This is a genomic window from Chryseobacterium pennae (assembly GCF_003385515.1).
Classification (GTDB): domain Bacteria; phylum Bacteroidota; class Bacteroidia; order Flavobacteriales; family Weeksellaceae; genus Chryseobacterium; species Chryseobacterium pennae.
In genome coordinates this window covers 111312-136699 of sequence record NZ_QNVT01000015.1, presented here as the reverse complement: position 1 = coordinate 136699, position 25388 = coordinate 111312, and the positions used below count along the sequence as shown (strand labels likewise).

The 25388-nt window shown below is 31.6% G+C and carries 23 protein-coding genes and 1 tRNA gene; 7 read left to right on the top strand and 17 right to left on the bottom strand.

All coding sequences use genetic code 11. From position 1 onward, the window contains the following. Positions 1-82 precede the first annotated feature (82 nt). From DRF65_RS16145 to DRF65_RS16135, 3 genes are read left to right on the top strand one after another with little or no spacing between them, the layout of a single operon-like run. Positions 83-1906: an ATP-dependent nuclease gene (locus tag DRF65_RS16145; protein ID WP_115971792.1), complete on the top strand. Its 1824-nt coding sequence runs from the start codon at positions 83-85 to the stop codon at positions 1904-1906. Beyond that, positions 1890-3842, top strand: coding sequence for a UvrD-helicase domain-containing protein (locus DRF65_RS16140; protein WP_115971791.1), 1953 nt, complete (start codon positions 1890-1892; stop codon positions 3840-3842). The genes DRF65_RS16145 and DRF65_RS16140 overlap by 17 nt, the downstream gene beginning before the upstream one ends. An 11-nt stretch (positions 3843-3853) precedes the next feature. After that, the gene (locus tag DRF65_RS16135) at positions 3854-4993 is read left to right on the top strand and encodes a hypothetical protein (protein ID WP_123947366.1); all 1140 of its coding nucleotides are present in this window, start codon (positions 3854-3856) and stop codon (positions 4991-4993) included. A 13-nt stretch (positions 4994-5006) separates the two neighbouring features. On the opposite strand, the gene DRF65_RS16130 is transcribed toward DRF65_RS16135, so the two are convergent. The 17 genes from DRF65_RS16130 to mce form a co-directional block, all read right to left on the bottom strand. Beyond that, positions 5007-6488, bottom strand: a complete 1482-nt coding sequence (locus tag DRF65_RS16130) for a hypothetical protein (RefSeq protein WP_115971789.1) — start codon at positions 6486-6488, stop codon at positions 5007-5009. Positions 6489-6764: 276 nt separating this feature from the next. Then, positions 6765-7115 carry a hypothetical protein gene (locus DRF65_RS16125; RefSeq protein ID WP_115971788.1) on the bottom strand — a complete coding sequence of 117 codons (351 nt, stop codon included), beginning with the start codon at positions 7113-7115 and terminating at the stop codon, positions 6765-6767. 62 nt (positions 7116-7177) lie between these two features. Further along, complete coding sequence (locus DRF65_RS16120) at positions 7178-7609, bottom strand: Imm70 family immunity protein (protein WP_115971787.1); 432 nt, start codon at positions 7607-7609, stop codon at positions 7178-7180. A 26-nt stretch (positions 7610-7635) separates the two neighbouring features. Then, the gene (locus DRF65_RS16115; protein WP_115971786.1) at positions 7636-9015 is read right to left on the bottom strand and encodes a hypothetical protein; all 1380 of its coding nucleotides are present in this window, start codon (positions 9013-9015) and stop codon (positions 7636-7638) included. Between the two features lie 210 nt (positions 9016-9225). Continuing rightward, on the bottom strand, positions 9226-10146 hold the full coding sequence (locus DRF65_RS16105; protein WP_123947365.1) for a hypothetical protein: 921 nt from the start codon (positions 10144-10146) through the stop codon (positions 9226-9228). A gap of 9 nt (positions 10147-10155) precedes the next feature. After that, on the bottom strand, positions 10156-12213 hold the full coding sequence (locus tag DRF65_RS16100; protein ID WP_115971797.1) for a type VI secretion system Vgr family protein: 2058 nt from the start codon (positions 12211-12213) through the stop codon (positions 10156-10158). A 476-nt stretch (positions 12214-12689) separates the two neighbouring features. Then, positions 12690-13511, bottom strand: coding sequence for a hypothetical protein (locus DRF65_RS16095; RefSeq protein ID WP_115971783.1), 822 nt, complete (start codon positions 13509-13511; stop codon positions 12690-12692). 53 nt (positions 13512-13564) lie between these two features. Then, positions 13565-14764 carry a DUF3871 family protein gene (locus DRF65_RS16090; RefSeq protein WP_115971782.1) on the bottom strand — a complete coding sequence of 400 codons (1200 nt, stop codon included), beginning with the start codon at positions 14762-14764 and terminating at the stop codon, positions 13565-13567. After that, a complete protein-coding gene (locus DRF65_RS16085) occupies positions 14751-15719 on the bottom strand; it encodes an AAA family ATPase (protein ID WP_115971781.1) in 969 nt (322 codons plus the stop codon). The genes DRF65_RS16090 and DRF65_RS16085 overlap by 14 nt, the downstream gene beginning before the upstream one ends. A gap of 105 nt (positions 15720-15824) precedes the next feature. Beyond that, on the bottom strand, positions 15825-16136 hold the full coding sequence (locus DRF65_RS16080) for a hypothetical protein (RefSeq protein WP_115971780.1): 312 nt from the start codon (positions 16134-16136) through the stop codon (positions 15825-15827). Between the two features lie 2 nt (positions 16137-16138). Then, the gene (locus tag DRF65_RS16075) at positions 16139-17347 is read right to left on the bottom strand and encodes a site-specific integrase (protein ID WP_115971779.1); all 1209 of its coding nucleotides are present in this window, start codon (positions 17345-17347) and stop codon (positions 16139-16141) included. A gap of 113 nt (positions 17348-17460) precedes the next feature. Continuing rightward, complete coding sequence (locus tag DRF65_RS16070) at positions 17461-18780, bottom strand: DUF3987 domain-containing protein (protein ID WP_165852244.1); 1320 nt, start codon at positions 18778-18780, stop codon at positions 17461-17463. 4 nt (positions 18781-18784) lie between these two features. After that, positions 18785-19192: a hypothetical protein gene (locus DRF65_RS16065; RefSeq protein WP_115971777.1), complete on the bottom strand. Its 408-nt coding sequence runs from the start codon at positions 19190-19192 to the stop codon at positions 18785-18787. Further along, entirely contained in the window at positions 19185-19430 is a 246-nt protein-coding gene (locus DRF65_RS16060) for a helix-turn-helix domain-containing protein (protein ID WP_115971776.1), read from the bottom strand. Before DRF65_RS16060 ends, DRF65_RS16065 begins: the two co-directional genes overlap by 8 nt. 121 nt (positions 19431-19551) lie before the next feature. Next, complete coding sequence (locus tag DRF65_RS16055; protein ID WP_115971775.1) at positions 19552-20412, bottom strand: hypothetical protein; 861 nt, start codon at positions 20410-20412, stop codon at positions 19552-19554. A gap of 87 nt (positions 20413-20499) precedes the next feature. Beyond that, positions 20500-20573, bottom strand: a tRNA-Ile gene (locus DRF65_RS16050). Positions 20574-20635: 62 nt separating this feature from the next. Then, a complete protein-coding gene (gene mce, locus DRF65_RS16045; protein WP_115971774.1) occupies positions 20636-21034 on the bottom strand; it encodes a methylmalonyl-CoA epimerase in 399 nt (132 codons plus the stop codon). Positions 21035-21128: 94 nt separating this feature from the next. Between mce and rbfA the strand changes: the two genes are divergently transcribed. The 4 genes from rbfA to DRF65_RS16025 all read left to right on the top strand — a co-directional run bounded on the left by rbfA (position 21129) and on the right by DRF65_RS16025 (position 25371). Then, a complete protein-coding gene (gene rbfA, locus DRF65_RS16040) occupies positions 21129-21488 on the top strand; it encodes a 30S ribosome-binding factor RbfA (protein ID WP_115971773.1) in 360 nt (119 codons plus the stop codon). Positions 21489-21491: 3 nt separating this feature from the next. Then, complete coding sequence (locus DRF65_RS16035; protein ID WP_115971772.1) at positions 21492-22697, top strand: ABC transporter permease; 1206 nt, start codon at positions 21492-21494, stop codon at positions 22695-22697. Positions 22698-22778: 81 nt separating this feature from the next. Continuing rightward, positions 22779-24569 (top strand): endonuclease, encoded by a 1791-nt coding sequence (locus tag DRF65_RS16030; RefSeq protein ID WP_115971771.1) that lies wholly within the window; start codon positions 22779-22781, stop codon positions 24567-24569. Between the two features lie 64 nt (positions 24570-24633). Then, complete coding sequence (locus DRF65_RS16025; RefSeq protein WP_115971770.1) at positions 24634-25371, top strand: shikimate dehydrogenase family protein; 738 nt, start codon at positions 24634-24636, stop codon at positions 25369-25371. Positions 25372-25388: the final 17 nt, after the last annotated feature.

Sequence of the window (25388 nt, the reverse complement as noted above, 5' to 3'; positions counted from 1 at the left end):
TTATAGGGGGGGGCAAAAGCTAAAAAATTTTCAGAAAAAAAAATTAACTTTAGGTCAAAATAACCATAGAATTAAATAATAAATGTTTTTACGAAATATAAAGCTTTGGAATTTCAGAAAATTTGGAACCGATGGAACATATGACCCCACTATACCTAATCTTGATTTAAACTTTACACAGGGATTAAATTTATTAATTGGAGAGAATGATTCTGGAAAAACAGCAATCATGGACGCTATTAAACTTGTTCTTAAAACGCATTCTTATGAATGGATCAAAGTTGAAATTGAGGATTTTAATAAAAACTCCAGTAAATTCAGAATTGAACTACTTTTTGAAAGTTTAAGTGATGATGAAGCCAAGCATTTTACTGAATGGTTAAGCTGGAAGGGTGAGGGAGCAACAGCAGAACCTACATTAAAAATTATATACGAAGTTAAAAGAATAGACAATAAAATAATACCTTCTGATATAAAAGCTGGACCTAATGAGGGAAATGTATTAACTTCAGAAGCTAAAGAATTTTTAAAGGTAACCTATTTAAAGCCTTTAAGGGATGCAAAAAGTGAGTTAATTCCCAAAAAAAACTCAAGATTATCACAAATATTTCAGGAACATGAAGCTTTTAAAGGACAGGGTGACACGCATTTATTAGTTGAACTTTTTAAACAGTTCAATGTAGATATAAAAAAATATTTTGAAGGAAAAGATAAAACAGATAGAGTTTTACCGGATAACCAACAAAAAGGGAAAAAACTAAAGTCAGAAATTGATAAGTATTTAAAATCATTTTATGATAGGTCCAAAGAAACAGATATAAAAGTAGTAGAAGCAAATCTTAAAAATATTCTTGAGAAGCTTGAATTACTAATTAAAGATGAGCAGAATATTGGTCTTGGAACTCTTAATAGACTTTTTATGGCGTCGGAGCTTTTACATTTAAACAAAGATAATTATGATGGTTTGAGATTAGGTTTAATAGAAGAATTAGAAGCTCATTTGCATCCGCAAGCTCAAATGCAGGTTATTAAATCCTTACAAGAACAAGAAAACATACAGCTTATTCTTACAACACATAGCCCTAATCTTGCATCAAAAGTTAAATTAGAAAATATAATTTTATGTAACAATAATAATTCTTTTCCTTTGGGAATAAATTACACAAAATTAGAAAGGGAAGATTATATCTTTTTAGAAAGGTTTTTAGATACAACAAAATCAAACCTATTCTTTGCTAAAGGTTTAATACTCGTCGAAGGTTGGTCTGAAGAATTATTAATTCCTCCATTAGCAAGACTGTTAAAAAGAAAAAACATTATAGAAAAAGATTTGACAGAAGCAGGAGTATCAGTGATAAATGTGGGAAATACTGCTCTTCACAATTATTCAAAAATATTTTTAAGAAATGAAACTCCTTACATGAATATACAAATTGCTATCGTGACTGATACGGACGTTAGATTTTATAAAAAAAATCCAATGCAAAACAATGAAGGCAATTTAGTTAAAGATTCTAATGGAAAAGTAATTTACAATTATGAAAAGGAAAACATTAGAGAGATCGCACCTGCAGTTAGGAATAAAATAGCGGATATTAAAACAAAGTTTGATGAACAAACAGTAAAATCGTTTCCTGCAAAATACTGGACATTAGAGTTTTGTTTGCACAAATCAGATTCATTAGGAGAATTTTTTAGAGAAATTACAAAAGAAATACATAGTGGAAGTAACTGGACTAATTTCGAAGAAGAGTTATCTAAAAAACTTATTAATAGAACATTAGACAAAGTTGAAATATCCTATAGATTAGCAGAAAAGATAGATAATATAGATGATATTAACTTTAATGCAAATGACACTATCAATTATTTAATAAACGCCATTAAGTATGCCTGTAACTGTTGATCTAAATACACTTAATATAACAACTGACGAAATTGCTGAGTCAATAAAAGTCTTACTCCCGGAAGGATGCTTTTTTGACGATGAAAGAATAAAATTTATAAGAAATTTTGAAACAATAGACCTACAAGCGGTTCCTGGTAGCGGTAAGACTACTGCTTTACTTGCAAAATTATTAATATTAGAAAAAAGATTACCACTTAAAAGTAATAGAGGGGTCTTAATACTTTCACATACGAATACAGCTATTGATGAAATAAAAGATAAAATTGGAAAATACTGTCCCAAATTATTTTCTTATCCAAATTTCGCAGGTACTGTTCAATCATTTGTCGATCAATTTCTAACGATTCCTTGTTATAATAACCTATTTAAAGGAAAAATCCAAAGAATTGATAATGAAATATATGAAGAGCAATTTGAAAAAAATATTTCATATGGTGCTAAAACCGCATTGCATCATAAATTTCAAAATAATTATTCTTCATTTATTAAAAGTATTTTTGTTACAAATGAAATAGGACTGGTTGATGTCTTTTCTTTTGAAGAAAAAATAATTAATAAGCTTAGCAAAGAAACTCCTACATACAAAGAACTCATTTCATTGAAAACACAGCTTATTAAAAAGGGCTTTCTAAATTATAATGATGCGTATGCATTTGGAAGAATATACCTAGAAAAGTTTCCAAAAATTAAAGAAATTCTACAACAAAGATTTCAATATATTTTTATTGATGAAATGCAAGATTTGGATAGCCAACAGTATGAGTTATTAGAAACAATATTTTTTAATGATGGAAATAGTAAATCTATTTTTCAAAGGATTGGGGACAAGAATCAAGCTATCTATAGTGGTGAAGTTCATACTGATGAAATTTGGAAAATAAGAGAAGGCGAAGATAAACTTTTGACAATAAATGGTAGCCAAAGACTAAACCCATTGATAGCAGAACTAGTAAATTGCTTTGCAATGTATAGGGATGCAGATTTTAAAGTTATTGGTAAAAACGAAAATTGCAATCTAAAACCACACTTAATTGTATATGATAACTCAAAAATAAAATCTGTAATACCTAAATTTTCAGAAATTATTAATAATTATATTTTAAATAATACTTTTACAATTACTCCCAAAAGCAAGTTCAAATCAATAGGTTGGTCTAAACATACAGATGAAATCACGAAATATAAAATATCTGACTATTGCGAAAATTTTATTGTAGAAAAGTCAATTACAAAAATTGATTTTGAAAATCTAGATTCATATTTAAAAAAATATGATACAGAAAAAAAAACATTAGAATCTATCAGAAAAAATATTTTAAATGCTTTTATTAAAATTTTAAGATTTGAAGATATTTACTTTACTAAGAAAGAATTATTAAATTTTTTAAATCAAAATGATGATGAACAATATCAGATTTTGAAGAAAAATTTATATTTATGGTCAATTGGTATTATTAGACAAAATTTTAATGATGTGTATGATTCTATTAAAAGATACATTCCACAACTATTAAATATTTTTGGAAAAACAATAACTTCTTCGCGCAATTTCATTTATAATACTTCACAATTAATTCAAATAGATGAAAGTTCAATGAACATTAAGGAAAATACTATCAATATTCATGGATTTGATATTGAAATTGGAACGGTGCATTCAGCAAAAGGAGAAACTCATACTGCTACTCTATATTTAGAAACTTTTTATGGTAATGGCAATAGTAATTATGAATCTCAAAGACTTGCCGAACAATATAAATTTGTCGATTTCAACAAATTTGACAAAAAACAACATATTCAATCAACTAAGATGGCTTATGTTGGATTTTCCAGACCTACTCATTTATTATGTGTAGCTGTTCAAAGAGATAGATATGAAAGCCACTTATCCGATATAGACACAAATAAATGGGAGATTATATATATAACATAAATAATAAATACATGTTTTCAGGAAAAATAGATGATAAATTAATTAATGAGTATAGATTACTGTTTTATCCGGTTAATATAGGAGACAGAAATTCTATTGTACCTAGTCATTTGGAGCATCAATATCTGATGTCAACGTTTAATATATCTAGAATTATAAAGGAATATTATTGTTCTCCTTGTGTACAAATGATTTCTGAACAAGAATATATAGATTTTCAGGATCAAAAAATTATAGGTCACAGAAAGACATTTTTAAAACCATACATGTTAAACTTTAAAGGTGCATATATCTTTAGAAATCAGTTTCACTTTTGGTTATTTCAAATGACTAAAATGACACGAACATATAAAAATAAGAGTATTGAAAATTTTGAAGATTTATTTCCAATTTTAGAAGAGTACAAAGTAGGTTTTGAAGAAGGATATAACAATTTTGAAAAGGATTGTATCGAGCGTTTTTTTACTATGTTTCCTGATAAAAATGATTTTATTCAAAAAACATTTGAATATGTAACCAAAAACATTCCTTTTACTAATAATTGGAGTGATGGTCACCCCGGGTTTACAATCAATATTCGTGGCGAAATAACGGATATTAAAAGCTATGGTATCAAACAAGGCTACTTTTATAAAGCTTGGTCTATAATATTATCAAATTCTATTTTGTATGAAGAACTATTTGAAAATCTGATTGATACCGAGTTTAAGCAATTAACAAATGATGAAAAAAATAAATTAGATAATAATATCGAGAATATTGAATTGAAGATCAGAGAATTGATTGTATTAAAAATTGATGATAAAGTATATAAAGAAACTGTTGCCCAACATTTAAGAGATAAAGTTTCGGAAAGAATAATATCATATTTAAAAAAATATCCAGAACATGATGCATCTGAATATACAACAGTATCTAAAAGACTTCACTTCTTCGATTTAATGGAATTGTGCGAATTAATAATTAATAAAAAAAACTGGACTGTATTTGAAGATACTTTTTTTATCAAAGATAACTTAACAGACAAGTTTAAAAAACTGGGAGAATTACGGAATTGCATTCGTCATTCAAGAGAAATAAATGAAGTCCTCTATTTAGAAGGAAAAGCTTCAATTATTTGGTTTCAAAAAATATTAGGGATAAAAAAATAGTATTTTTTACTATTTACGCCTGTATTTCTGAAGGAGCTGCAAATGCATCCGAAAGTGTTTTATTTTCTGTTTCAAGATAAGATAGGTTTGCTTTTGCATTACCATATTGTTTTAGTAATCCTAAAAACCATTTATGCTTTTCTATTCTATTATTATTAACTATATCATTTAATAAGTTTGGCAAGGTAACTTTCTTTTCCTTAAGATATTCAACTATTATATCCCAATTATTAATACTAATTACAAATACATTTTCTAAGGGTAGAGGGTTATCTTTCCAATTATTCTTCTCACAAATAGACTTTATATCATTTGCCAATATACCAGCATAATCATCTAATGATGATAAATAAAAATCTTTGTAACAAATAATAATACCATAAATAGGTTTATTTAAATTTTGGACCAACTTGGTGATGTTAAGCATTTGCTGCAAATAAGCTTTGAAAATTGAATCTTTGAAAGAACTGTACACTATTTCATTTTCTGGAATTATAGAAGATAATGGCTTTGGTTCTATCCCTTTACATTCAATCAACACCTGATTACCTACAATATAGTCAACTATTTTTTCTCCCTTGCCATAAGTTTTTATCAAATCTTTTTCGGTAATATATTCTACATTACATTCTTTTAATCCCAATTCAACATATTTTTCAAATCTCTTTCCAAACTCTTCTGTAAATTTCTCATCATTAATTTTCAAATAATCATATATAAAATAATTACAACAATAGTTGAATATACTTCTATGGACTATTTCGTATTTATTTTCACCATTTATTATAAAAGGAAGCCGAGTAAAAAACGACATTTCAAATGATTGTAATGCTGTATGTTTTATTCCTGTTTTAAATTGATTAATTGATTTTTTTATATTTATTTTATTCAAGGTTAATAACATTAGGAAGCTACTGAACTCTTTTTCATAATTGAAAATGTCTTTCATCATTTCAAAAATTTCTTCACCTATATATCCTGTATAGATAGTCCCTTTATTCATCTTGTTTGCTTGAGTAAATATCCAGATAATCTGCATAAAGAATATAAAATCGAAGAGTTTTAGCTTTGTTTTTTCATTGAAAGACTTTTCTATATCATACTTGCTTTTCAGGGATGAACCAAATAATTTTAATTGCCTCGCAAAATCACTCCAGTGAACATCTTGCTGTAGATAAAATTGCTGATAACCTATAATTTGAAAAAACTTATCCCATTCATGATTTTTAACATAAGGATCAAGTGATTTTTTTTCAAATTTTTCAACATACTTTAGGAGGGTAATAAATTTCTCTCTTGAAAAAGTCTTTTTCCCGTTCTCATTTCCATGCAAAAATGTCCATTTTATCAATAGAAAATAATGCCATAAAGGATGGTTATGTTCTTCTCTTAAATCAACCTGTTTTAAAGTATAAAATAAATTATTAAGTAAATGGTCTTTATTATAGCTTCTAATTTTCTTAATGATAAATTCTTGTGTAACAAATGGATTCATAATTTTCAAATTTAAGAAAACCGACGATAAAACGGTTAAACTAGTTTACAATGTACTATTTTTAATAAAACTTAAAATTGTTCAAATTTTTATTTGTAAAATTTACAACCTAGTATTTCTAATAAATCTATTAGTTTTATGTTAACTATATAAATTATAAAAAAACCACCCCTGGGTGGCTATTATCATGTAACATTCTTTATATACTTATTTCTTGATAACATTTACTTTATTATCATATGATTTATTGGATAGGTGCCATTTATTTACTTTAAATTATAAATCTTCTTGTCTACGGATTTCTCTATTATGCTCTTCTATAATGTTATACAAAGTGTCAGCACTTATTTCCTGGTTTTTGGAATCTATAGTATTATATTCCTCATCTTCTTCAAGCTCAAAAATGGAATAAGTTATATCATTCTTAGCTAGATCTCTTACTACTTTAAACAATTTCTCAGAAACTTCATCATGGTCATTATAAAATAATAGTCCCTCGACAATAGGTTTGTGGTCCGAAATATTTTTTCTAATTGCATCTACGCTTTCTCCTGTAACTTTTTTAAGTTCAAAAAGTGTATTTGCAGACACACTATCGTTATTTATTATAATTGCTATTTTTGACATTAATTTTGGAGAACTTATGTAAAACACCTACTAAAATCTACTCATAGATAATTCAAAGTAATTTATTCATGTAGTACAGATATGCTTAAATCAGCATGTCTTTTTTCAGCAGTATCTAATGCTGCTTGAAGCACTTCAAGGAGATCATAATCTTCATCTGTTATAAAACACTGGGATAAATCAGTAAATCCAAATTTTTCAACAATTTTAATATAGTTATCCGGAATTGAAACACTTAAATCTTCATAATTCCAAATTACATCTAGTGGCGAAAGTAGTTTAAGCTCTTCTATTAAACGAGCTAACTCCTCTCTTGCAGCTCCTATTTTATCTCTTTTGATACAACCGTCTGCATATAAATCATTCATTAAAATCGGATATTTTTTACCCCAATCATAGTTTTCCAACTTTACATATATAGTAGAAACCAGACTAACCAAAAAATCTCCTTCCCCTATTATATACATTTCGGAATCAATGCGAAAACCTATCATATTTTTTGTTTTTAAAGTTAAATAAACTATTTCTCATTTTGTGGGGGAAAAACAATTCCTCCATTTTTAGAGCCTTTACCAGTTTCGAAAATTATTTTATAATTTGGTGCTTCTTTTAGAATATCATTTTTTAAACCGTTCAACGTTTCTTTTGAAACGTTTTGACCTCTAATATCTATGATGGCAGTCTGTTTTGTGCCAGGTGGCAAATCATTTATTCTTTGATTATACTGTCGAACCAATTCTTTTTTCAAGCTATTTCTACCTTTATTTGAAGATATATCATAATTTTTAACCTCAATACTATGAGGTTTTCTGATAATTCCCCCATCTCTATACAGATCTGGACGAGTACTTCCCTTGGTCATCAACTCAACATCCTTTCCTCCTTTAAAACTTCGTTGCTCACCATATTTTGGATACTTCTTAGCAGCATCTATTTCAGACTGCCTCCATGATGGACGTTTAGGCGCACTATTACCTCCTTCATAAGCACTCCCATTTTTAGGCTTTGCTCCTGCAATAGGAACCATCCACAATGCTAAACATCCAAAGTCTTCCCATTTGGCTTGTCCTGTAGCAACATTATAAGCTGCATTTGCAGTCCCAATTTCCATTCCAAAAATACCTGTCCCTAAAGCTTGTAATGTATCACCGTTTAATACACCAGCCTCACCGTATTGAGACAATCCTGATTGTGCAGTAATTAGCCCCCTTATTCCTAATCCAGTTGGAGTAGTCCAAGATGCCAAATAATTTCTTCCAATATTACTTGGTATTGTTTTTAGAAAGTTTAGCCCTGCCTGCCCCAGTCCTCTTACTCCACCAGATGTCAAAGCAGCACGTCCACCCCCTATTGCTGCTCCACCAACTCCAACCAATGCACCAGCCAACATTCCTTCCATAATGCCTCCAATTAAATTTGCGCCTCCTATCGCTAAAGCTTGTCCCCAAGTTTTAATTTCAGGAGCAAAAACAATTTTATCACCAAACAAGGGGCAGGTCATTTGATAGTCACCTGTTATTGCTGGTATCCCCATAATCTTCATATCTTCCTTTCCTGCATCCCATTTGCGTACCTTAGCAACCATCTGCCCACATAGGAGACTTCCCAAAACAGCACCAAATGCTGCACCTGCTGCACCTGCTATTGCACCGATGGCTATCAATGCTGCTCCGCCAGTTGCAACTGTAGCTACTGCAATTAAAGCTGCCAATATCGCCATGATAAGCATTAATTTCTTACAGCTGAAATCTGCAAAACTCACAGTTGCAGTATCAGCTTTTGTAATATATTTTGCACCGTCTTTTCTTTTGGTGGAAGGCTGTCTACTCTGAAACTGAGTAGGCATAAGCCCTCCACTGCAAACCCAGAAATCTTTCTCAGTAATGATTTTATTTCCCATAACGATTTCAATCTATACGAATTTGTACCACTCTCCTGTTTATACAAATAAACCTGATTCGGCTTTCCATATTTACTATAGCAAAACCTAATTGCCATATTTCACGGGTATCACCAATTTCTTTTGCTGATTTTAGAACAATGGTTTTCGATAGGCGTACTAGAATTCTATTATCTTTTGATTTTTGCAAAGTCTCATTTATGTACTTTTTCATAGTCTTCCTGAATTTTCTTTTAAACTCTCAGTACGAGGAAAATCTTCCTCTTGATTCTCTGCTATTAATTCATAATGATAACGCGCAAACAATAGAGAAGAATCTACTATCTCACTTCGTTCAATCTTTGCATTCAAAACCTTACCAAAAGGAGTAACAGCATATTCTGCGCTGTCCTTAAAAATCGGAACCGGATTTTCCAACTGTAAATGAGAAAATGCAGCATAAGCTTTTTGAACCCAATCTTTTCCAATTATTGTTACTGGAGTCCCTGTCACCTTGATTTTTGTTGGAAAATCAGACAATGAGTTATTACTAACTTGTCTAAGATCATACTGCCATTCGATAAGTGAAGTATTAAATAAATTATATTTGAATACATTACCTTTTCCACCTGGAAGTGCTTTTCCCCAGAAATGATGAAAATATACTTCGAAAAATTCATTTGCTTCAACAGCCATTTTAATTTTTTCATCAGAAGCATAAAGTTCATCATTTGTTGAAATTATATCCTTAAATCCCTCATTCTCTTCAATTAGAGCTTCCATGTCTTGTTTTACCCATTGCCACTTCTTCTTTATAGTATCAAGATTATTTACTCTCAAAACTTTACCTGAAACATCTACGCTAACTTCAATTTCATTATACATTGAAGCAAATACATTACTGATACCAGAAACATCATTTATTATAGGAGAATTATTTTCTAACAACCTATGATGCAAAGTAATAATGTTAATATCGGCTCCATCATCACTAATATTTTTGACATCAACTTGCCAACGAATTTCTGCTTTGGATTTAAGCTCAATTCCTCCAGATAATATATTAGTGTCAATGAGTAACGTATATTTAGCAGAAAATGGTTCTCTCAACAACACTTTTGGGCGTTTTTCATTTAAATTCCAAGTCATCATTTCTTTATTTTAATTAATGAATGCATTTCCGCCATCTATTTTGGTATCACCCCCAGTTATATGATTTTTTCCAGTGATGATATTGGATTTAGCTGTTATAGTATTCTTATTAGCATCAATTGAGATTCCTTTTTCCGTCAAAGTAATAGAAGATCCTCCAACTTTAAATTCAATCTTGGTTTTCCCTACTAAAGAGATATTCCCCCCGCTATCCATTATAAGCTTTGCTTCTCCTCCTTTGCCAACTGTTGTTGAATTTGTAGCAGAAGATGTTGCACTAATATTACCAGTTCCATCAACATGAACAGTATTCCCACTTTTGTCCTTCACAGTAATTCCACCACCATCATTCAATTCAATGAGGTGTCCACTTTTGCTACTTAAACTTTTTATATTATTTCCAGCTCCACCACCTCCACCTATACCTCCGTGATACATTCCACCCATTATAAAAGGTCTGTCTGGATGAAGGTGTACAAAATTTACAATAACTTGGTCACCAACTTCCGGGATAGACATAAATCCACGATTTTTACCAACTTTTTCACTACTTCCTGCATCAGGTGACATTACACGAATAAATTCTGTGCTATCTTTACCACTTTGCCAATCAAGCTGAACCTGCACACGCCCCTGATTGAGTGGATCGGTATTTGATATTACTTTTCCAAACTGAGGCTCTGCTATTGGAACAGTAAATTCAGGTCTTGGAATAAATCCGGTATCGGCTGCAATTGCTTGAAATGAACCATCATAATACCCTCTTGCATCTACCTCATGTGTAACTTCAATGAGCATTAGTTTTGTAAAGTACGAAGTATCATTAGTATCTGTTTTCCGCATTTCAACGTCTGCAATACAACCAGGATAAAGAAATGGAACAGTTGTATTTCCGGATGTTATAAAAACTTCTGCTGCCTTGCTTCCAGCCGTTCCTTTCTGAGATGCATCAATGTCCATAAATGATGATGCTTTTATAGGTGCAACTCTTAATGATGGTGTATGAAAAGTTCTTTCCGAAATTTCATAAGCACGCTTTGCTATATCAGAAGTATGATTAATTTTTGTATTCCCTCCTTTGAACTTTTCATTTTTGCTACTACTATAACCATAAAACGAAGGGTTAACATGCTGAGCTTTCATTTTAACCTTAATATCACTTAAATTACTGCCATAGGTCAACTTAACAGGTTTTTCCTGCGGTGGTAATTTGCCAAAATGTAATACTTCCCCGTCGTAAAAGAATTGTTCTCCATAAGCTTCTGCTAATCTTGCTAAGAAATTATAATGGGTTTCCTCATACTGAGAGCTATATGTCACATTTCCGTATCGAGAATCAACTCTAAAATCATATTTACCCTGTCCAAGTCCTTCTGCTATAATTTGTTGTGCAATGCTATTCAAGCTTATTGATTGAGAACCACCAAAACTCTGGATATGTGGAGCAGCATCTAATAATATAGTTGGGCTATAACCTGACAGCACAAGATTACCTAAACTGCCTTTTTCCTGACTAAAACCAACTTCTGTAATGACTCCGATAAAATTCCTTTCAGGTCCTTCTTCAATATCTTTGTATTTGAATACAACTGTAATCCTTTTCCCTAATAAATTCTGAGCCTCTTCAAGGTTATGATTTTCAACATTTCCCAATGTATCGTGAGCTAAAGTAAGATCAAATTCGTGATGTTTAGTAGCACTTTGAATTAACTTAAAATGTTTAAAATATTTAATTGGCTTTCCCTCAACGTGAATGTCCAAACGAACTACACGGTTTATTCCTGCTATATTACTTTCCGGTATGGCTTGGGCATTGAAAATCTTTGAAGTAGGTTGTTGTGCCCACACTTTGTTTTGAATAATAGTAGGTTCATTAGGGAGCAAAGGTTTATTAAAAAAGTATTTTCCAGTATCGGCTACCTGCTGAATTTGTGATGATACATTTCTAACCTTGCCAGTTACATTTTGAACATCAGGAATGTTCACTTTATCTCTTATTTTATTTACAAAATCAGGGTTGTTTGCGTCTATACCCGATTTGGAAAGATTTTTATCTTCTTGAAACATAAGATATTTTTTTTCAGTTGTGTGATTTAATTGGATATTCAACCTTTACAGGTGAGACCCTTTGATTCAGAATAATCAATACTTGCATCGGTCTCTTAAGCAAGATCATTTCATAATTTTTCTGAGATTAATACAATTGGAACCTTTATAGGAAACGATTCCACTTTAAGGTATTTAGTAATACGTTTGTATGTAGTTGATATTTATTTTTTTCATAAGCCCTTTTAGTGATTTTGTCTTTTGCAATATATAACCTTAAAAACTCACTACAAAATGAATTAATAGTTATTTCAAAAATTGTCGTAGAACTACGATTTCATACTTAATAAATACATAAACACCTGTATGTAAAACAGCTACGTAATCTCAATTTATAATTATTTCTATAATAACATCAGTTTAATGCATCTATAATATCTCCCAAATCTAAGAAATAATACTTATCCATCTATAATAAAATTGTCATTTATGACATTTTAACGTCTGGACATTTGCCTGAAAAACTTTTTAATTAGATCTTTGTCTGATTTTTGATTTTGTATTAGCTTTCTCTTCGCCAATATATATTTCATAATAATTACATAGTCTTGCATTGACTGATGTTCATTCTTTTTCTCTGTGTATTTACCTCTTAATATCGTATACGTAATATATAGAATTGGACTTACTGTTAAAAAGATAATTAGTAGTAAATAGCCAACCACTTGCCACTCTTTTCCGAATGTTTCTTTAATATCAACAAAAGATAAGACTATACCAACTAAAGGAGAAATAATTGAAAACCAGATAGAAATCTTATTTGAGTTGAAATAAAAAGTAGGTTTTTCTTTGTATTGCAATTCTTCATGTATTACACTATGATTAAAAATAATATTTTCATCTTCTACAAATGCATACTTTTCTGAGACTAACTCAAGCCAATACCCTCTTAAGGACAGTGATTCCCAGTCTATGTCAGAAAAAAAAAGCGAAAGAGCATGTTGCTTATAATTATCAACTGATGCAGTAATTTGCTTATGAAGAGTTTTTCTATCATACAAAATCATTAAATAAACTATCAATAAATTGATTAAAAGCCCTTTAACGTACCAAGTATTATAAAGAGATAAAGTGGCTGTTTCTTTTGTAGCATTAACTCCAAATGTTACAATAAAGACTAATGTTGAAATTAAAACAAAAAAAGCAATCCATTTACTGTATTTGGTATCTTTATACGAAACCGCTTCACGAATAGACTTTTGGATATTATGCTCCTTTTTAAATTTTAAATAATCTTGAATTGCAGTGTTTTCTTTCATTTTTTGACCTAAAATTAATAAAAAAACCACCCCAAATTAATGGGGCAGTCTATCTAGCTCAAAAACCAACAGTAATCAGAATTACCATTGAGCGTTTTCTGAATACCTTTGCTAAATTCAAAAGCGTTCAGATTCCTATCCAAGAAAGTATCTATATATGAGGACTTATTAGCCTGCGTGAAGAGGTTATATAGATCCCATAAATTTATTCCCCCATCTTCCTGTCTACAAAAGTTCTTGTCTTCGTAATAATCCTTCGCCATAGTATTAATGTGGCTGTCATTGAAATTAAGTAAAGGAATATTTAATTTCTCCGGCTTTGGTAAATGCTGGTATAATCTGCTTCTCCCTATAAGCTGAGCAAACTGATGTTCAGAGAGAGAATCATGGGTAAGCTCCTTCATCTCCTTTAAATGCTGCTCTGCATCATAATTCTGCATGACATCCAATATTTTGGAATATAAATCCTGAGTACTAGATACTCTCATATCTTCCTTAAATCCATCTGTTGATACACATAAATTACAGCATACCTGGTTCTGAAAACCAATGAAGAACTTAATTCGCTCCAATGTTTTCTTATTGTAAAGATTTTCAAGATTATAACTTCTGACACCGCCTATTGTAAGTGATAGTACATTTCCATTTACAATATCTGTGATACCAGGAATCCTAATAATAAATGCCATTCTTTCGTAATAAATGGTTTTTTGGTGATCCAATAGATCTTTTACATTTAAGTGTATAGCATCCGGTGTTCTGCCTTTAATCTGGTGTGATACTCTTATCTCCGGTTCTGTAATACTTTGAATTGGAAATATCTTTTGTGCTGCATTCATCACCACACCGATAAATTCTTGATGTGCAATTGTTTTTTCGTTATCCTTGCTGAAGACTGGTATTATGCAGTCATTCTTCAAATGGTAGAGATTGACCGCTTGTGTATTAGCTTCAATAAAAGGCTTGTCTTCATATGATTTCTTTTCAAGTCGTTTATTCTCCTGGTGAACTTCAATTCTTTGAAGAGAATTATCAAACTCTTGATACTCCATACTTTGCTCTGTCTCTTTCAGTTCTCTTGGTTCTGCTTCAGTTGGGACAGTACCAGGAACAAAATAATCCTGATTTGAATAATGATGGACGTCATTATTCATCCTGCTTTCATACAAAGAAATCTCTTTAATATTCTGTGCTGGTCTAAGCTCAAATGCTTCCTCTAAGGTAGCAGGTATGATTTTATTAATGGCATCCATTGGTTGAAAAGTTTTGAGGGTCGGATAATTTGATTAAAAATGTTTTTCTGGCTTCGTACTCAGGTTTTAATTCTTGCTGAAATTCCGGGTACTGCTTGTAAATAGCCAAAAGTTCTGCAATGGTATTGCTGGTACTGATTCTATTTAAAATACTATCTTTACTTATATTATTGTTACTATTGGAGAAGCGAGCATCACCAGGACCAAAATAATCTGTTGAGTTCGGAGAAGCGACAGAGGATTCAGAAGAACTTGCAAAACTTGCAGTTTCTGCAATACCGGAACTACACCACTCTAAAATTATTCTCCCTGTTTCAGAAGTGATAATAAATTCAGGTCTGTTCATAAATAGTCCTGTTCTATCCTTACTTGCCTTGGCTAAATGGTTTTCATTCACAAGTTCAAAATTGATAGTTAATTCATACTCAAAACCATCTCTTGTGATCTCTTTAGTTCCATGCTTTACAACTTGTGTCTTACCATTGCTACCAACATCTAAAGAATAATCTATTTTTCTCCTAGTGGTAGTAACAATGTGGCAGGTTGATTGTAGTATCTTATTGATAAATGCTTGATGTCTTGGTGTTACATTAGCCCAATCCTGAAATCTTCCACCTAGTTTCTCATGAATATCCAGACATCCTCCTGTACCATTCCATTCATGAGATACGCTGTCAATAATAATGACTTCAATTCCTGATTTCTCACATAGCTCTATAGCTTGGATATATCTTTCTGGAGAATAAGGAGCCTGCAGGTCAAGTACATTGTAATCTCCTAAATCTGAATAAAGAGAAGCTGAAGAGTTTTCTGTATCTATAACAGCGATTTTGGTCCAGTCCTGTGTCATTCCATAGGCTAATAATAGAGCTGATTTGGTCTTTCCAAATCCTGATGCTCCTGATAGTCCTAATCTGAGCTTTACCTGTTGTCTCTGTGATTGTTTTAATTGCATACGTTTTTAAATTTAATTGTTAATATTTTCTGTTTAATGGTTCATCTTTTAAATGAAAAAAGGTTAATCTCATATTGAAATTAACCTTAATAAATTTTTAATACATTAGCCTTCAAGCCAGTTATCTGGACTTTTACACCATATATCCTTTACATATCTTAATCCTTTTGGGGTAATCAAAGTTGTATAGTCTCCCGGATTATTTTTTTTACTTATCAAATATCCCTCTTTCATTAATTCTTTATGTGGAAAACCATTTTTATAGATCATTCCTTTAACTCTCATGAAATGATATAAAGTCATGTCATCAAGATTTCTAGGATCTATTTTCTCAGCTGCCTGTTTTATTGTATAAACATAGTTTATGCAATCCTCTTCATTAACTAAGAAAAAGTTTTTCTGTTTTTTATTATCCATATTTATAATTCTACTAATTTTGTCATTTCCTTATCTAAATCTTCATTTTCAAAATCTTTAAGATAGGTCATGGTAATCTGAACATCACTATGTCCCATCATTTCTGAAATTTTTGACACACTTGTTCCTGAATATTTAAGTATCGTTGCAAAGCTATGCCTAGCAACATAAGAAGAAAGCGGTTTATCAATCTCTGCCAATTTTCCGACTTCTTTTAGTTTGGAGTTATAGCGGCTTAATACCTTGTGCTTCCTATTAGCAATCTGGATAGGGGTTAAATCATCTTGCAAAAGAATAGGAAATACATAATGGGAATTTCTTTTCTGGGCTTTGTAAAAATCAATAATATCTTGCATAGGCTGGATAATCTCGATATTAAAACTGGCTTTAGTTTTAGACCTTACGTAATAAATCCTGCCGCCCTGAATATCTGACCATTTAAGCTTCATCATATCAATAAAGTTCATTCCCCTTGCATAGATGGAAAACATGAAATAGTTGTATGCTTCACGCAGATGTGGCGACTTGGATAAATCAACATCTTTCAGCTTTTTAAATTCATCTATACTAAGCGCCTTCTTATTGTTTACTGATTTAAGCTTTGAAACTTTATAAGTCTCAAATGGATAATGTTCTTTCGTGATAAGCTTACGTTTTATAGCTTTATTAACCAATGCTCTTAAATGCCTCATCTTAAAGCTTATTCCACCGTTACCATTTCCTCTTTCCCTTAAACTGACTTCGTACTTTTCCAGCAAAACAGGAGTAATATCCCGAAGTCGTAATTTAGTACCTCCAAAACTCACGAAAGAATCTCTGGTATCTTTATACGCCTTTGCATTCCCAATCCTTCCTGAACGAGTTAATTCATCAATGATTTCATCAAAGAACCCTGTTACAAGGATATTCTGTTCTGTTGTTTTATTCTTGAATTTATATTCAAACTCATCAAGACCGAAATTTTTGCCCTCGTTTTGAAAGTCTCTTATAATCTTATTAGCTCTAGCCTTGAAGTTGATAAGTATATTATTTTCAACTTTATAGTCTGGATGTCCTTTTAGGAACTGTTCATTTTCAAAGTGTTCTTTCCTACACTTTAGACCTAAAGCTATATTTTTTCTTTTTCTATCCTTGATAATTCTAAGGTAGACTGTGTACAAATTATTAGACATAGGTCTACTGTCAAGTACAATTTTTATACTTGTATTCATTTTTTTATCTTTTAAATTTTTGGAAAATACTGCCCAATATGATATTTAGTTATTGGGCAGTTGGTTTTAGTATAGTCTATTTGAAATTGCAGGAATTGCAACTTTTACATCCTTTACATGAAATTTTTATTACGTTTATAAAGTCCTTGCTTTATAGGGCTGATGATGTGCTTTTTCTTCCACTGCTTTAGCTTATCATCCATTGTCCTTATCGGAATATTATTTTCCTTTGCTAGATCAATGGCTTGTGCACGAGTAAACTGAAAAGGTAGTCCAAACAATATCTTTTCATCATTTTCAGACAAAATTCCATCATCAAATGTATTATAAGTAACCAATGAGTGTCTTAGAAAAACCTTTGTTATCTCTAACGCCAATATAAAATCCACATTAGAACATACTAATTCTTTACCAGTAACAGGAATAGTATTAATATTACGTAAAGCTGTTAATATCATGGCTACTCTGTATAAAATAAGTCCATGCCTATTGAGATTGGAGATAAAAGAATGCGGATGAAAGTCTAATATTGCCCCATGCATAACAGTAAGTTCTTTGAGAAATTTTCTTACTTGATTTTCAGTGAGCTTAAATTCTATCTCTTCCTTTTCTAAACCTGCTAGTCCTTCATAAAGATTAAATACTTGTTTCGCTTCTTCTTCAAATACAGCATTATTGTTCCTGGTGCTGATCGAAAATACATTCTTAAACTGACTTATTTCATCAAAGGTATACACAATAAACCTCGAATACAAACCGTTTTCTTTGGATTTAATCAATGTTTTTAACTGTTCCGGTGTTCCACTCATCACTAAAGACAGCTTCGGCTCTTTAATATCTTCAAATATTTTCTCCATTTTTCGACTGATTGAAATGGGCTCATGATGAAAACATTTCCTCAATATATCGGAATAATTACTCCAGTCATTATTGAGCATATTGCTCATGGTATCTGCTTCCGATTCCATAATTAGTAATCCATATTTAGATGATCCCATATAGGTATACATTTCTGCCGTGGAAATATTTGCAGGCATTATTTTAATCTCTATTGATGGGCATGGAGCATCATCTTTTTCTTTAGATTCTTTCTTTTTATTTTTACATTCTTTTTCTGCTTTAATGCTGTTTTTTAAAGTCTGATCGTGTATTTTATCAATTAAAATCCTTGATTTATTCATTACTCCTTTGCCTGATGCCGCCGGAGCAATAATCATCACATACACATTGGGATAAATCTTATCTCCATCATAAATTCCGTAAACATTGGGTAAACAGGTACTTAATACTCCCAGAGCTGATGCAAATACAATATCTCTTTCACGTCCTGTAAATGGTTGGGTGATATTTTGTAATATTTGAGGTAATCTGCGATATACCGATTCCTCTATAAGATCATTAGTGATCCCTTCATTTATTCTAATCCCTTCCATAATCTTATCCTTTTGATATTTTAGTACTGATAGTTTCTGAAACTTTTGGAATAATAAAATACCCACGATTATCATTTTTCATCTTGTCATCATAAGGTGGACTAAATTTACCTCTCGGTGAAGTATCTAAGAAAAATCCATTTGAATAAAAAGCTAAATAATTAACCAGAATGTCGGCTAGTTTATAGTCATATTTACTACTTGAAGGAAAAATTGAAATGTCAATTCTTTGGGGATGATATGAAATAAGAATACCTTTATTAGTCTTTTGAGTTACTTCATAATGAAAGCAATTAGATACAACCTCGGTAATTGACAGATTTTCAATAGTTCTTAAAATTCTCTTATTAAATTCATGAAAATCCACTTCATTCTCATGCTTTATTGAATGTTTTTTTAATTTCTTATACATTGTTTCTCACTTTTAATTTGTTAAATAGCTCATTTTCTAGGACATCTACACTTTTACTTTCATTTTGGAGCATCCAATGATCCAGATCTGTTTTCTTGAAATAGATTTTACCACCATTAGGTTTAAAATATGTGATTGTTCTCTGAGATGTTAGTTTGTAAAGTAAACTTGGTGATACATCCAAGTACTCTAGTGCTTCTTTAAAGCTTAAAATCTTTTTTTCGGATTTTATTTCCATTTTAATCTATTTATGATGCTGCTTGTGCGCACAATTTGCATCGATTTCTGATGTAAAATTAGCTTACTTCAAAAATGGAACACCGAAAGTGTGAGTGAGTTTGTGAGGGGAAATGTGAGTGCTATGGTATCTCTTCAAAAATATCTTGGATATCCTCTGATAAATTATTTACCTCAGATGAAGAATTCCCTTTTATGAGCCTTTGTTTTGAAGAATCGTAATTAGTAATAGTAAGAAATTTATCTTGTTTTGTGAGAAATCTGTGTGATTGAGCAATTGAAGTAGGCTTAAAATTAGTGAATGCGCCTCTAATTTCTTCAAGAAAAGTAATCATGAGAGAATTAGAACATATAAACTTAATAGTTTTAGTTGTTTCTGCTTCTGTAAACACATCAATAAAATCTTCTTTTGAAAATTCAGAATTTAATAAAAAATGCCTTTGTGAAACATCATATAATTTGTGGAAAAAAGAACGTTTAATACTATCTTTTATTTTAAATGGAGAATCTTTAAAAATAGTATTGTCTTCGGAAATGTTCTCAGAATTTCTGTAAAATTCAAGTTCATTTTCTATTATTTTTAAGTATTGATTGAGAAATAAAAACTCTTGTGTACTTTTATTTTTCAGAAGTGATTTGAAAGCTCTTTCAACCTTATCTAAGTAATTTGGAATAGATTGTTTGCTAATAAAACATATATTTATTCCTTCTTCCATACGATCAATTACATTATATATTTTATCAATAAAAGTGTACTTTATATTTTTTTCAAATGAAAATACTGCAAAATCACTTTCTCCCATGCGATATTCTTCTTCATAGATCTGAAAGGAGTGATTCTCCGTATCTTTCGATTTAATTCTATGTCCTATAAATTCATTTTCAAAAGAAGCATAGAAGTCTTTCAAGTCATTATAAATACCTGTATCTAAATAGGCATTTAATTCTCTGATAGGATATACAATACTGCTTTTAAGTTTCATTATCCGAATTTACAAAATGTTGCAGTATTGTTGCAGTCAAAAAATAAAAAAAGCACCTACATTTCTGTAAGTGCTTGATTTTAAAAGTGGTCCCACCTGGGCTCGAACCAGGGACCACCTGATTATGAGTCAGGTGCTCTAACCAACTGAGCTATAGGACCTCAAAACTTGGTTAAATTTTGTGTTTGCAAAAATAGTAAAATTTCTTTCACTACAAAATTTTTTATTGCTTTTCTTGGCAAAGTTCTACCAGTACACCATTTGTTGACTTTGGATGAAGGAATACAACTAATTTGTTATCAGCACCTTCTTTCGGTTCTTCGGAGATAAATTGAAATCCTTCTTTTTTTAATCTTTTTACTTCCTCCAGGATATTTTCAACCCCAAATGCCAAATGATGGATACCTTCACCTTTCTTTTCAATAAATTTTGAGATCGGACTTTCAGGATTGCTGGCTTCTAAAAGCTCTATTTTGCTCTCTCCTGTTTCATAAAAAGAAGTCACCACTCCTTCCCTTTCTACTGTTTCTCGCTTGTAAGATTCTTTTCCTAACAATTTAGTAAAAAGTTCATCAGACCCCCCCAAAGACTTTACTGCAATACCGATATGTTCTAGTTTCATATACTACTAATAAATATAATTAATTCGTAAATTTGATACTGTAGCTGAATTTCAAAGTATCAATTCAAACAAAAGTAGTAAATTTGCATAAATTATGGAAAGTAACAGACAAAGAAAAGTAGCACAGATTATCCAGGAGGATTTCGCTGAACTTTTCCGCAAACAGGCTTCAGAGAGCAAACAAAGTATATTGATATCCGTTTCAGATGTAAAAGTAACGGCAGATTTGGGTATTGCAAAAATTTATTTAAGCATTTTCCCTCAGGAATACCGTACAGCGGTAATGAAAGAGATTGAAGAAAACAAACCTCAGTACAGAAACTTTATCGGCCAGAAAATGGCAAAACAGGTACGTATCATTCCGCAACTTAACTTTTACTTAGATACGGCTCTTGATGACGTTGAAAAACTGGAAAGAGAATTAAGAGGCGAAGGCGACAATCCTGTTTTGTAGATCTTGAAGAATATTGCATTTTACATAGCATCCAGATACCTTTTGGCAAAAAAAGGCAGTACTGCTGTTACATTTATTACGTGGCTGGCAGTAGGGGCTATGACGGTTGCTGTGGTTGCAATGTTCGTCATCATTTCAGTTTTCTCAGGACTTGAAGACCTAAACAAAGACTTAATTTCCAATCTTCACGCTGACCTGACTTTAAAAAGTGCATCAGGTAAAACCATTAAAAACCTGGATCAGGTTAACAAGGTCTTAAGCAGTAATAAAGAGATCAGCAGTTATTCCCGTGTTATTGAGGAAAAAGTATATATCAGTTTTAATGGAAAAGGAGATATTGCTTACTTACGGGGGGTGGATTCTGCCTATATAAAGGTAAACCCTATCAATAAAGATGTATTCTACGGAACTTATCCGAGTTTCAGATATTCCAACGAAGTTTTGATGGAAAACAGCCTTGATAACCGATTATCCATTCCTGTAGATTCTTCCAATCATTACGCAACAGTCTTTATGCCAAAGCCCGGAACCGGAATCATCAGTAAAGAAGAAGATATTTACAATAAAAGAGACATTTCAGTAACAGGAGTTTTCCCGGGAAAAGATCAACTTGACAACTATATTGTCTCTCCTATTGAGCTTACTGAAGAATTATTAAGTCTTCCAAAAAATTCCGCTTATCAGATCGTTATTAAATTAAAAAACACTGAAAATGCTGATGCTGTAAAACAAAGTCTTCTTTCTTCTCTTGGCAAAAATATTGAAATAAAAACCAAGGAAGAAGAAAATGCAGCTTTCTGGAAGATGATCAACACAGAAAAGATGTTCATCTACCTGATTTTTGCACTGGTTATTTTCATTACTACTTTTAATCTTGCCGGTGCCATTATTATCTTACAACTTGATAAAAAAGAACAGGCTAAATCTCTTATTTCTCTAGGCTTCCCTTTAAGCCATCTGAGAATGGCCTATTTCTATACCGGAATTCTTATTGTCATCTCCGGAGTTATTACCGGATTGATATTCGGAACAGTATTATGTTATTTCCAACTTTACACAGAATTCTTCAGAGCCAATGAGGTATTGCCATTTCCTGTAAAAATAGTTGGAAAAAATTATATTATCGTTGCTCTTACAGCATCCGTCTTTGGAATTGCAATCTCATGGTTCTTCTCAAAAATAAGCAAAGAGTATATTACTAAAAATTAATATATTAAGTTTACACATTTAACAGTTAAAACCTTTTTGGGTTTCATTTTTTCGTACCTTTACGCCCCAATTTTAAAAAAAATGAAACGAATTTTATCCTTTTTTCTATTAAGTTTTGCATTCATCAATGCAATGGCACAAGCCCCGGCTGGTTATTATAATACAGCAAACGGTTTAACAGGTGCTCCTCTTAAAACAGCCCTTAAAGGTATCATTACCAACGGACACATAGACAAAGGCTATGGAGGCTTATGGACAGCTTATCAAACAACGGATCGTGACCTAAACACGAACTTTGAAAACGATGGAACAATATTAGACATTTACTCTGAAAACCCTAATGGACAAGATCCTTATAATTTCAATGTAGGAACCAGTCAATGTGGCAGCTATAATGATGAAGGACAATGCTACAACAGAGAACATATTATTCCTCAAAGTTTATTCAGTAAAGCATCACCTATGGTTGCAGACATTCACTTTATCCGTCCTACAGATGGAAAAGTAAATGGTATGAGATCCAATTACCCTTTCGGTAAAGTAGGAAATGCATCTTACACTTCTCAAAACCAATCTAAATTAGGAAATTCAGCATCACCAGGATATAGCGGAACTGTATTTGAACCTATCGATGCTTTCAAAGGAGATGTAGCCAGAATGATCTTTTATTTTGTAACAAGATATGAAGATAAACTTTCAGGGTTCAGTTCTGGTGATATGCTTGGAAGCTCTTCCTTTCCAGGGTTAACACAATGGGCATTAACTCAGTATTTACAATGGAATGCTATGGACCCTGTATCTCCGGAAGAAATAAACAGAAATAATGCAGCATTTACATTTCAGGGGAATAGAAATCCATTCATTGATAATCCAGCTTACGCAGATCAAATCTGGGGAACTCCTGTAATTGACAACCAAGCTCCAACAGCACCTACCAACCTGATCGCTAACAACCCTACTTCAAATACAATGGGCTTAAGCTGGACTGCATCAACAGATAATGTTGGAGTAACAGGTTATGATATTTATGTTGGGAATACATTAAAAACCAGCGTTTCAGGAACATCAACAACAGCCACAGTAGCAGGGTTAGCTCCACTTACTCCATATACATTCTATGTAATTGCTAAAGATGCATTTGGAAATGCTTCACCGCAAAGTAATATTGCAGCAGGAACTACTCTTGACGGACCAGTTAATGTAGGAAACTGTGGTGATGAAAATTTCAGCAATATTCCTGCGAATGCAAGTGATTATAAAACCAGAACATGGACAAATAATAATGTAAGCTGGACTGCAACATTAGCAAGAACTGACCAAACTATTAATGGTAAAGCAATAACGCTTCAAGGAGGTGATCTAACTAGTTCTAATGTGCCTGGCGGAGTTCAGACATTAACGTTAACTACTCAACGTAAATTTAACGGAGGAGATGGTAACCTGAATGTTTTTGTAAATAATAATTTAGCAGGAACAATTCCTTACAGCGCATCAGTAGCAACTAACTTCATCAATGTAAACGTTACAGGAAATGCTGTTATTAAAATTGTAAACCCTAACAACAATGATAGAGTTGCTATCGATGACCTTAAATGGACATGTTACAACGGATCATTAGCAACTTCTGAAACTAAAAAAGATAAGGCAGAGTTCAGTATCTATCCTAACCCGGTAAGAAACAATGAACTGTTTGTGAAAGGAGAAAACCTTAACAAAATTTCAAAAGCTCAGATCTATGACCTTTCAGGAAAAGCAATTGAAACACTTTCCAATCCTTTCAAAAACTCAAATAAAATTAATCTTAAAGGGTTAGTAAAAGGAACTTACATCTTAAAAACAGATAATTTCTCTACTAAATTTATCGTAGAATAATTATTACAAAATATTTCAAACTAAAGGCCGGATTTATCCGGTCTTTTTTTATAATTTTGATCATATGGATTCCAACAAAAAATTAGGATTGATAGGACGAAATATTTCCTATTCCTTTTCTAAAAAATTCTTCGAAAATAAGTTCCAAAAGCTTATGCTTAAAGGTTTTTCCTATGACATTTTTGATCTGAATGAAATCAATGAAGTAGAGGACCTTTTTTCTTCACCAGAATTGTTAGGTTTTAATGTTACCATTCCTTATAAAGAACAAATCATCAGTTATCTTGATGAATTAAGTGATGAAGCTGAAAAAATAGGTGCGGTGAACTGTGTTTTAATTCAAGACGGCAAAAAAACCGGATACAATACAGATGCTTTCGGTTTTGAAAAAACTCTTTTCCTTCATAAAAAGCCAACGCAGGACAAAGCATTGATTCTAGGCAACGGAGGAGCTGCAAAAGCTGTAAAATATATTTTGGACAAACATAACATCCCATCCAAAACTATTTCAAGAAGTACAGAAATCAATTTTGAAAACCTGAATCAGGAAACCGTACACGAACATAAGATTATTATCCAATGTACACCGGTAGGTACATTTCCGAATGTTGAAGACTGTCTGACTTTTCCTTTTGACGCACTTTCTCCGGAGCATTTAGTTATCGATTTAATTTACAACCCCAGCTATACTCAATTTATCATCAATGCTTCCGAAAAAGGAGCCAAAACGGTAAACGGTTATTATATGCTTGAACAGCAAGCAGAAAAAGCTTGGGAAATTTGGAATTTTCAAAAAAAATAACATAAATTAGTACTTTA

Coding starts and splice junctions, on each gene's coding strand:
- DRF65_RS16075 (WP_115971779.1), bottom strand. CDS start 17,347: ATGAATACAAGTATAAAAATTGTACTTGACAGTAGACCTATGTCTAAT.
- DRF65_RS16125 (WP_115971788.1), bottom strand. CDS start 7,115: ATGTCAAAAATAGCAATTATAATAAATAACGATAGTGTGTCTGCAAAT.
- DRF65_RS16130 (WP_115971789.1), bottom strand. CDS start 6,488: ATGAATCCATTTGTTACACAAGAATTTATCATTAAGAAAATTAGAAGC.
- DRF65_RS16055 (WP_115971775.1), bottom strand. CDS start 20,412: ATGAAACTTAAAAGCAGTATTGTATATCCTATCAGAGAATTAAATGCC.
- DRF65_RS16090 (WP_115971782.1), bottom strand. CDS start 14,764: ATGGATGCCATTAATAAAATCATACCTGCTACCTTAGAGGAAGCATTT.
- DRF65_RS16060 (WP_115971776.1), bottom strand. CDS start 19,430: ATGGAAATAAAATCCGAAAAAAAGATTTTAAGCTTTAAAGAAGCACTA.
- DRF65_RS16095 (WP_115971783.1), bottom strand. CDS start 13,511: ATGAAAGAAAACACTGCAATTCAAGATTATTTAAAATTTAAAAAGGAG.
- DRF65_RS16065 (WP_115971777.1), bottom strand. CDS start 19,192: ATGTATAAGAAATTAAAAAAACATTCAATAAAGCATGAGAATGAAGTG.
- DRF65_RS16070 (WP_165852244.1), bottom strand. CDS start 18,780: ATGGAAGGGATTAGAATAAATGAAGGGATCACTAATGATCTTATAGAG.
- rbfA (WP_115971773.1), top strand. CDS start 21,129: ATGGAAAGTAACAGACAAAGAAAAGTAGCACAGATTATCCAGGAGGAT.
- DRF65_RS16080 (WP_115971780.1), bottom strand. CDS start 16,136: ATGGATAATAAAAAACAGAAAAACTTTTTCTTAGTTAATGAAGAGGAT.
- DRF65_RS16085 (WP_115971781.1), bottom strand. CDS start 15,719: ATGCAATTAAAACAATCACAGAGACAACAGGTAAAGCTCAGATTAGGA.
- DRF65_RS16030 (WP_115971771.1), top strand. CDS start 22,779: ATGAAACGAATTTTATCCTTTTTTCTATTAAGTTTTGCATTCATCAAT.
- DRF65_RS16145 (WP_115971792.1), top strand. CDS start 83: ATGTTTTTACGAAATATAAAGCTTTGGAATTTCAGAAAATTTGGAACC.
- DRF65_RS16140 (WP_115971791.1), top strand. CDS start 1,890: ATGCCTGTAACTGTTGATCTAAATACACTTAATATAACAACTGACGAA.
- DRF65_RS16120 (WP_115971787.1), bottom strand. CDS start 7,609: ATGATAGGTTTTCGCATTGATTCCGAAATGTATATAATAGGGGAAGGA.
- DRF65_RS16115 (WP_115971786.1), bottom strand. CDS start 9,015: ATGGGAAATAAAATCATTACTGAGAAAGATTTCTGGGTTTGCAGTGGA.
- DRF65_RS16105 (WP_123947365.1), bottom strand. CDS start 10,146: ATGATGACTTGGAATTTAAATGAAAAACGCCCAAAAGTGTTGTTGAGA.
- mce (WP_115971774.1), bottom strand. CDS start 21,034: ATGAAACTAGAACATATCGGTATTGCAGTAAAGTCTTTGGGGGGGTCT.
- DRF65_RS16100 (WP_115971797.1), bottom strand. CDS start 12,213: ATGTTTCAAGAAGATAAAAATCTTTCCAAATCGGGTATAGACGCAAAC.
- DRF65_RS16025 (WP_115971770.1), top strand. CDS start 24,634: ATGGATTCCAACAAAAAATTAGGATTGATAGGACGAAATATTTCCTAT.
- DRF65_RS16135 (WP_123947366.1), top strand. CDS start 3,854: ATGTTTTCAGGAAAAATAGATGATAAATTAATTAATGAGTATAGATTA.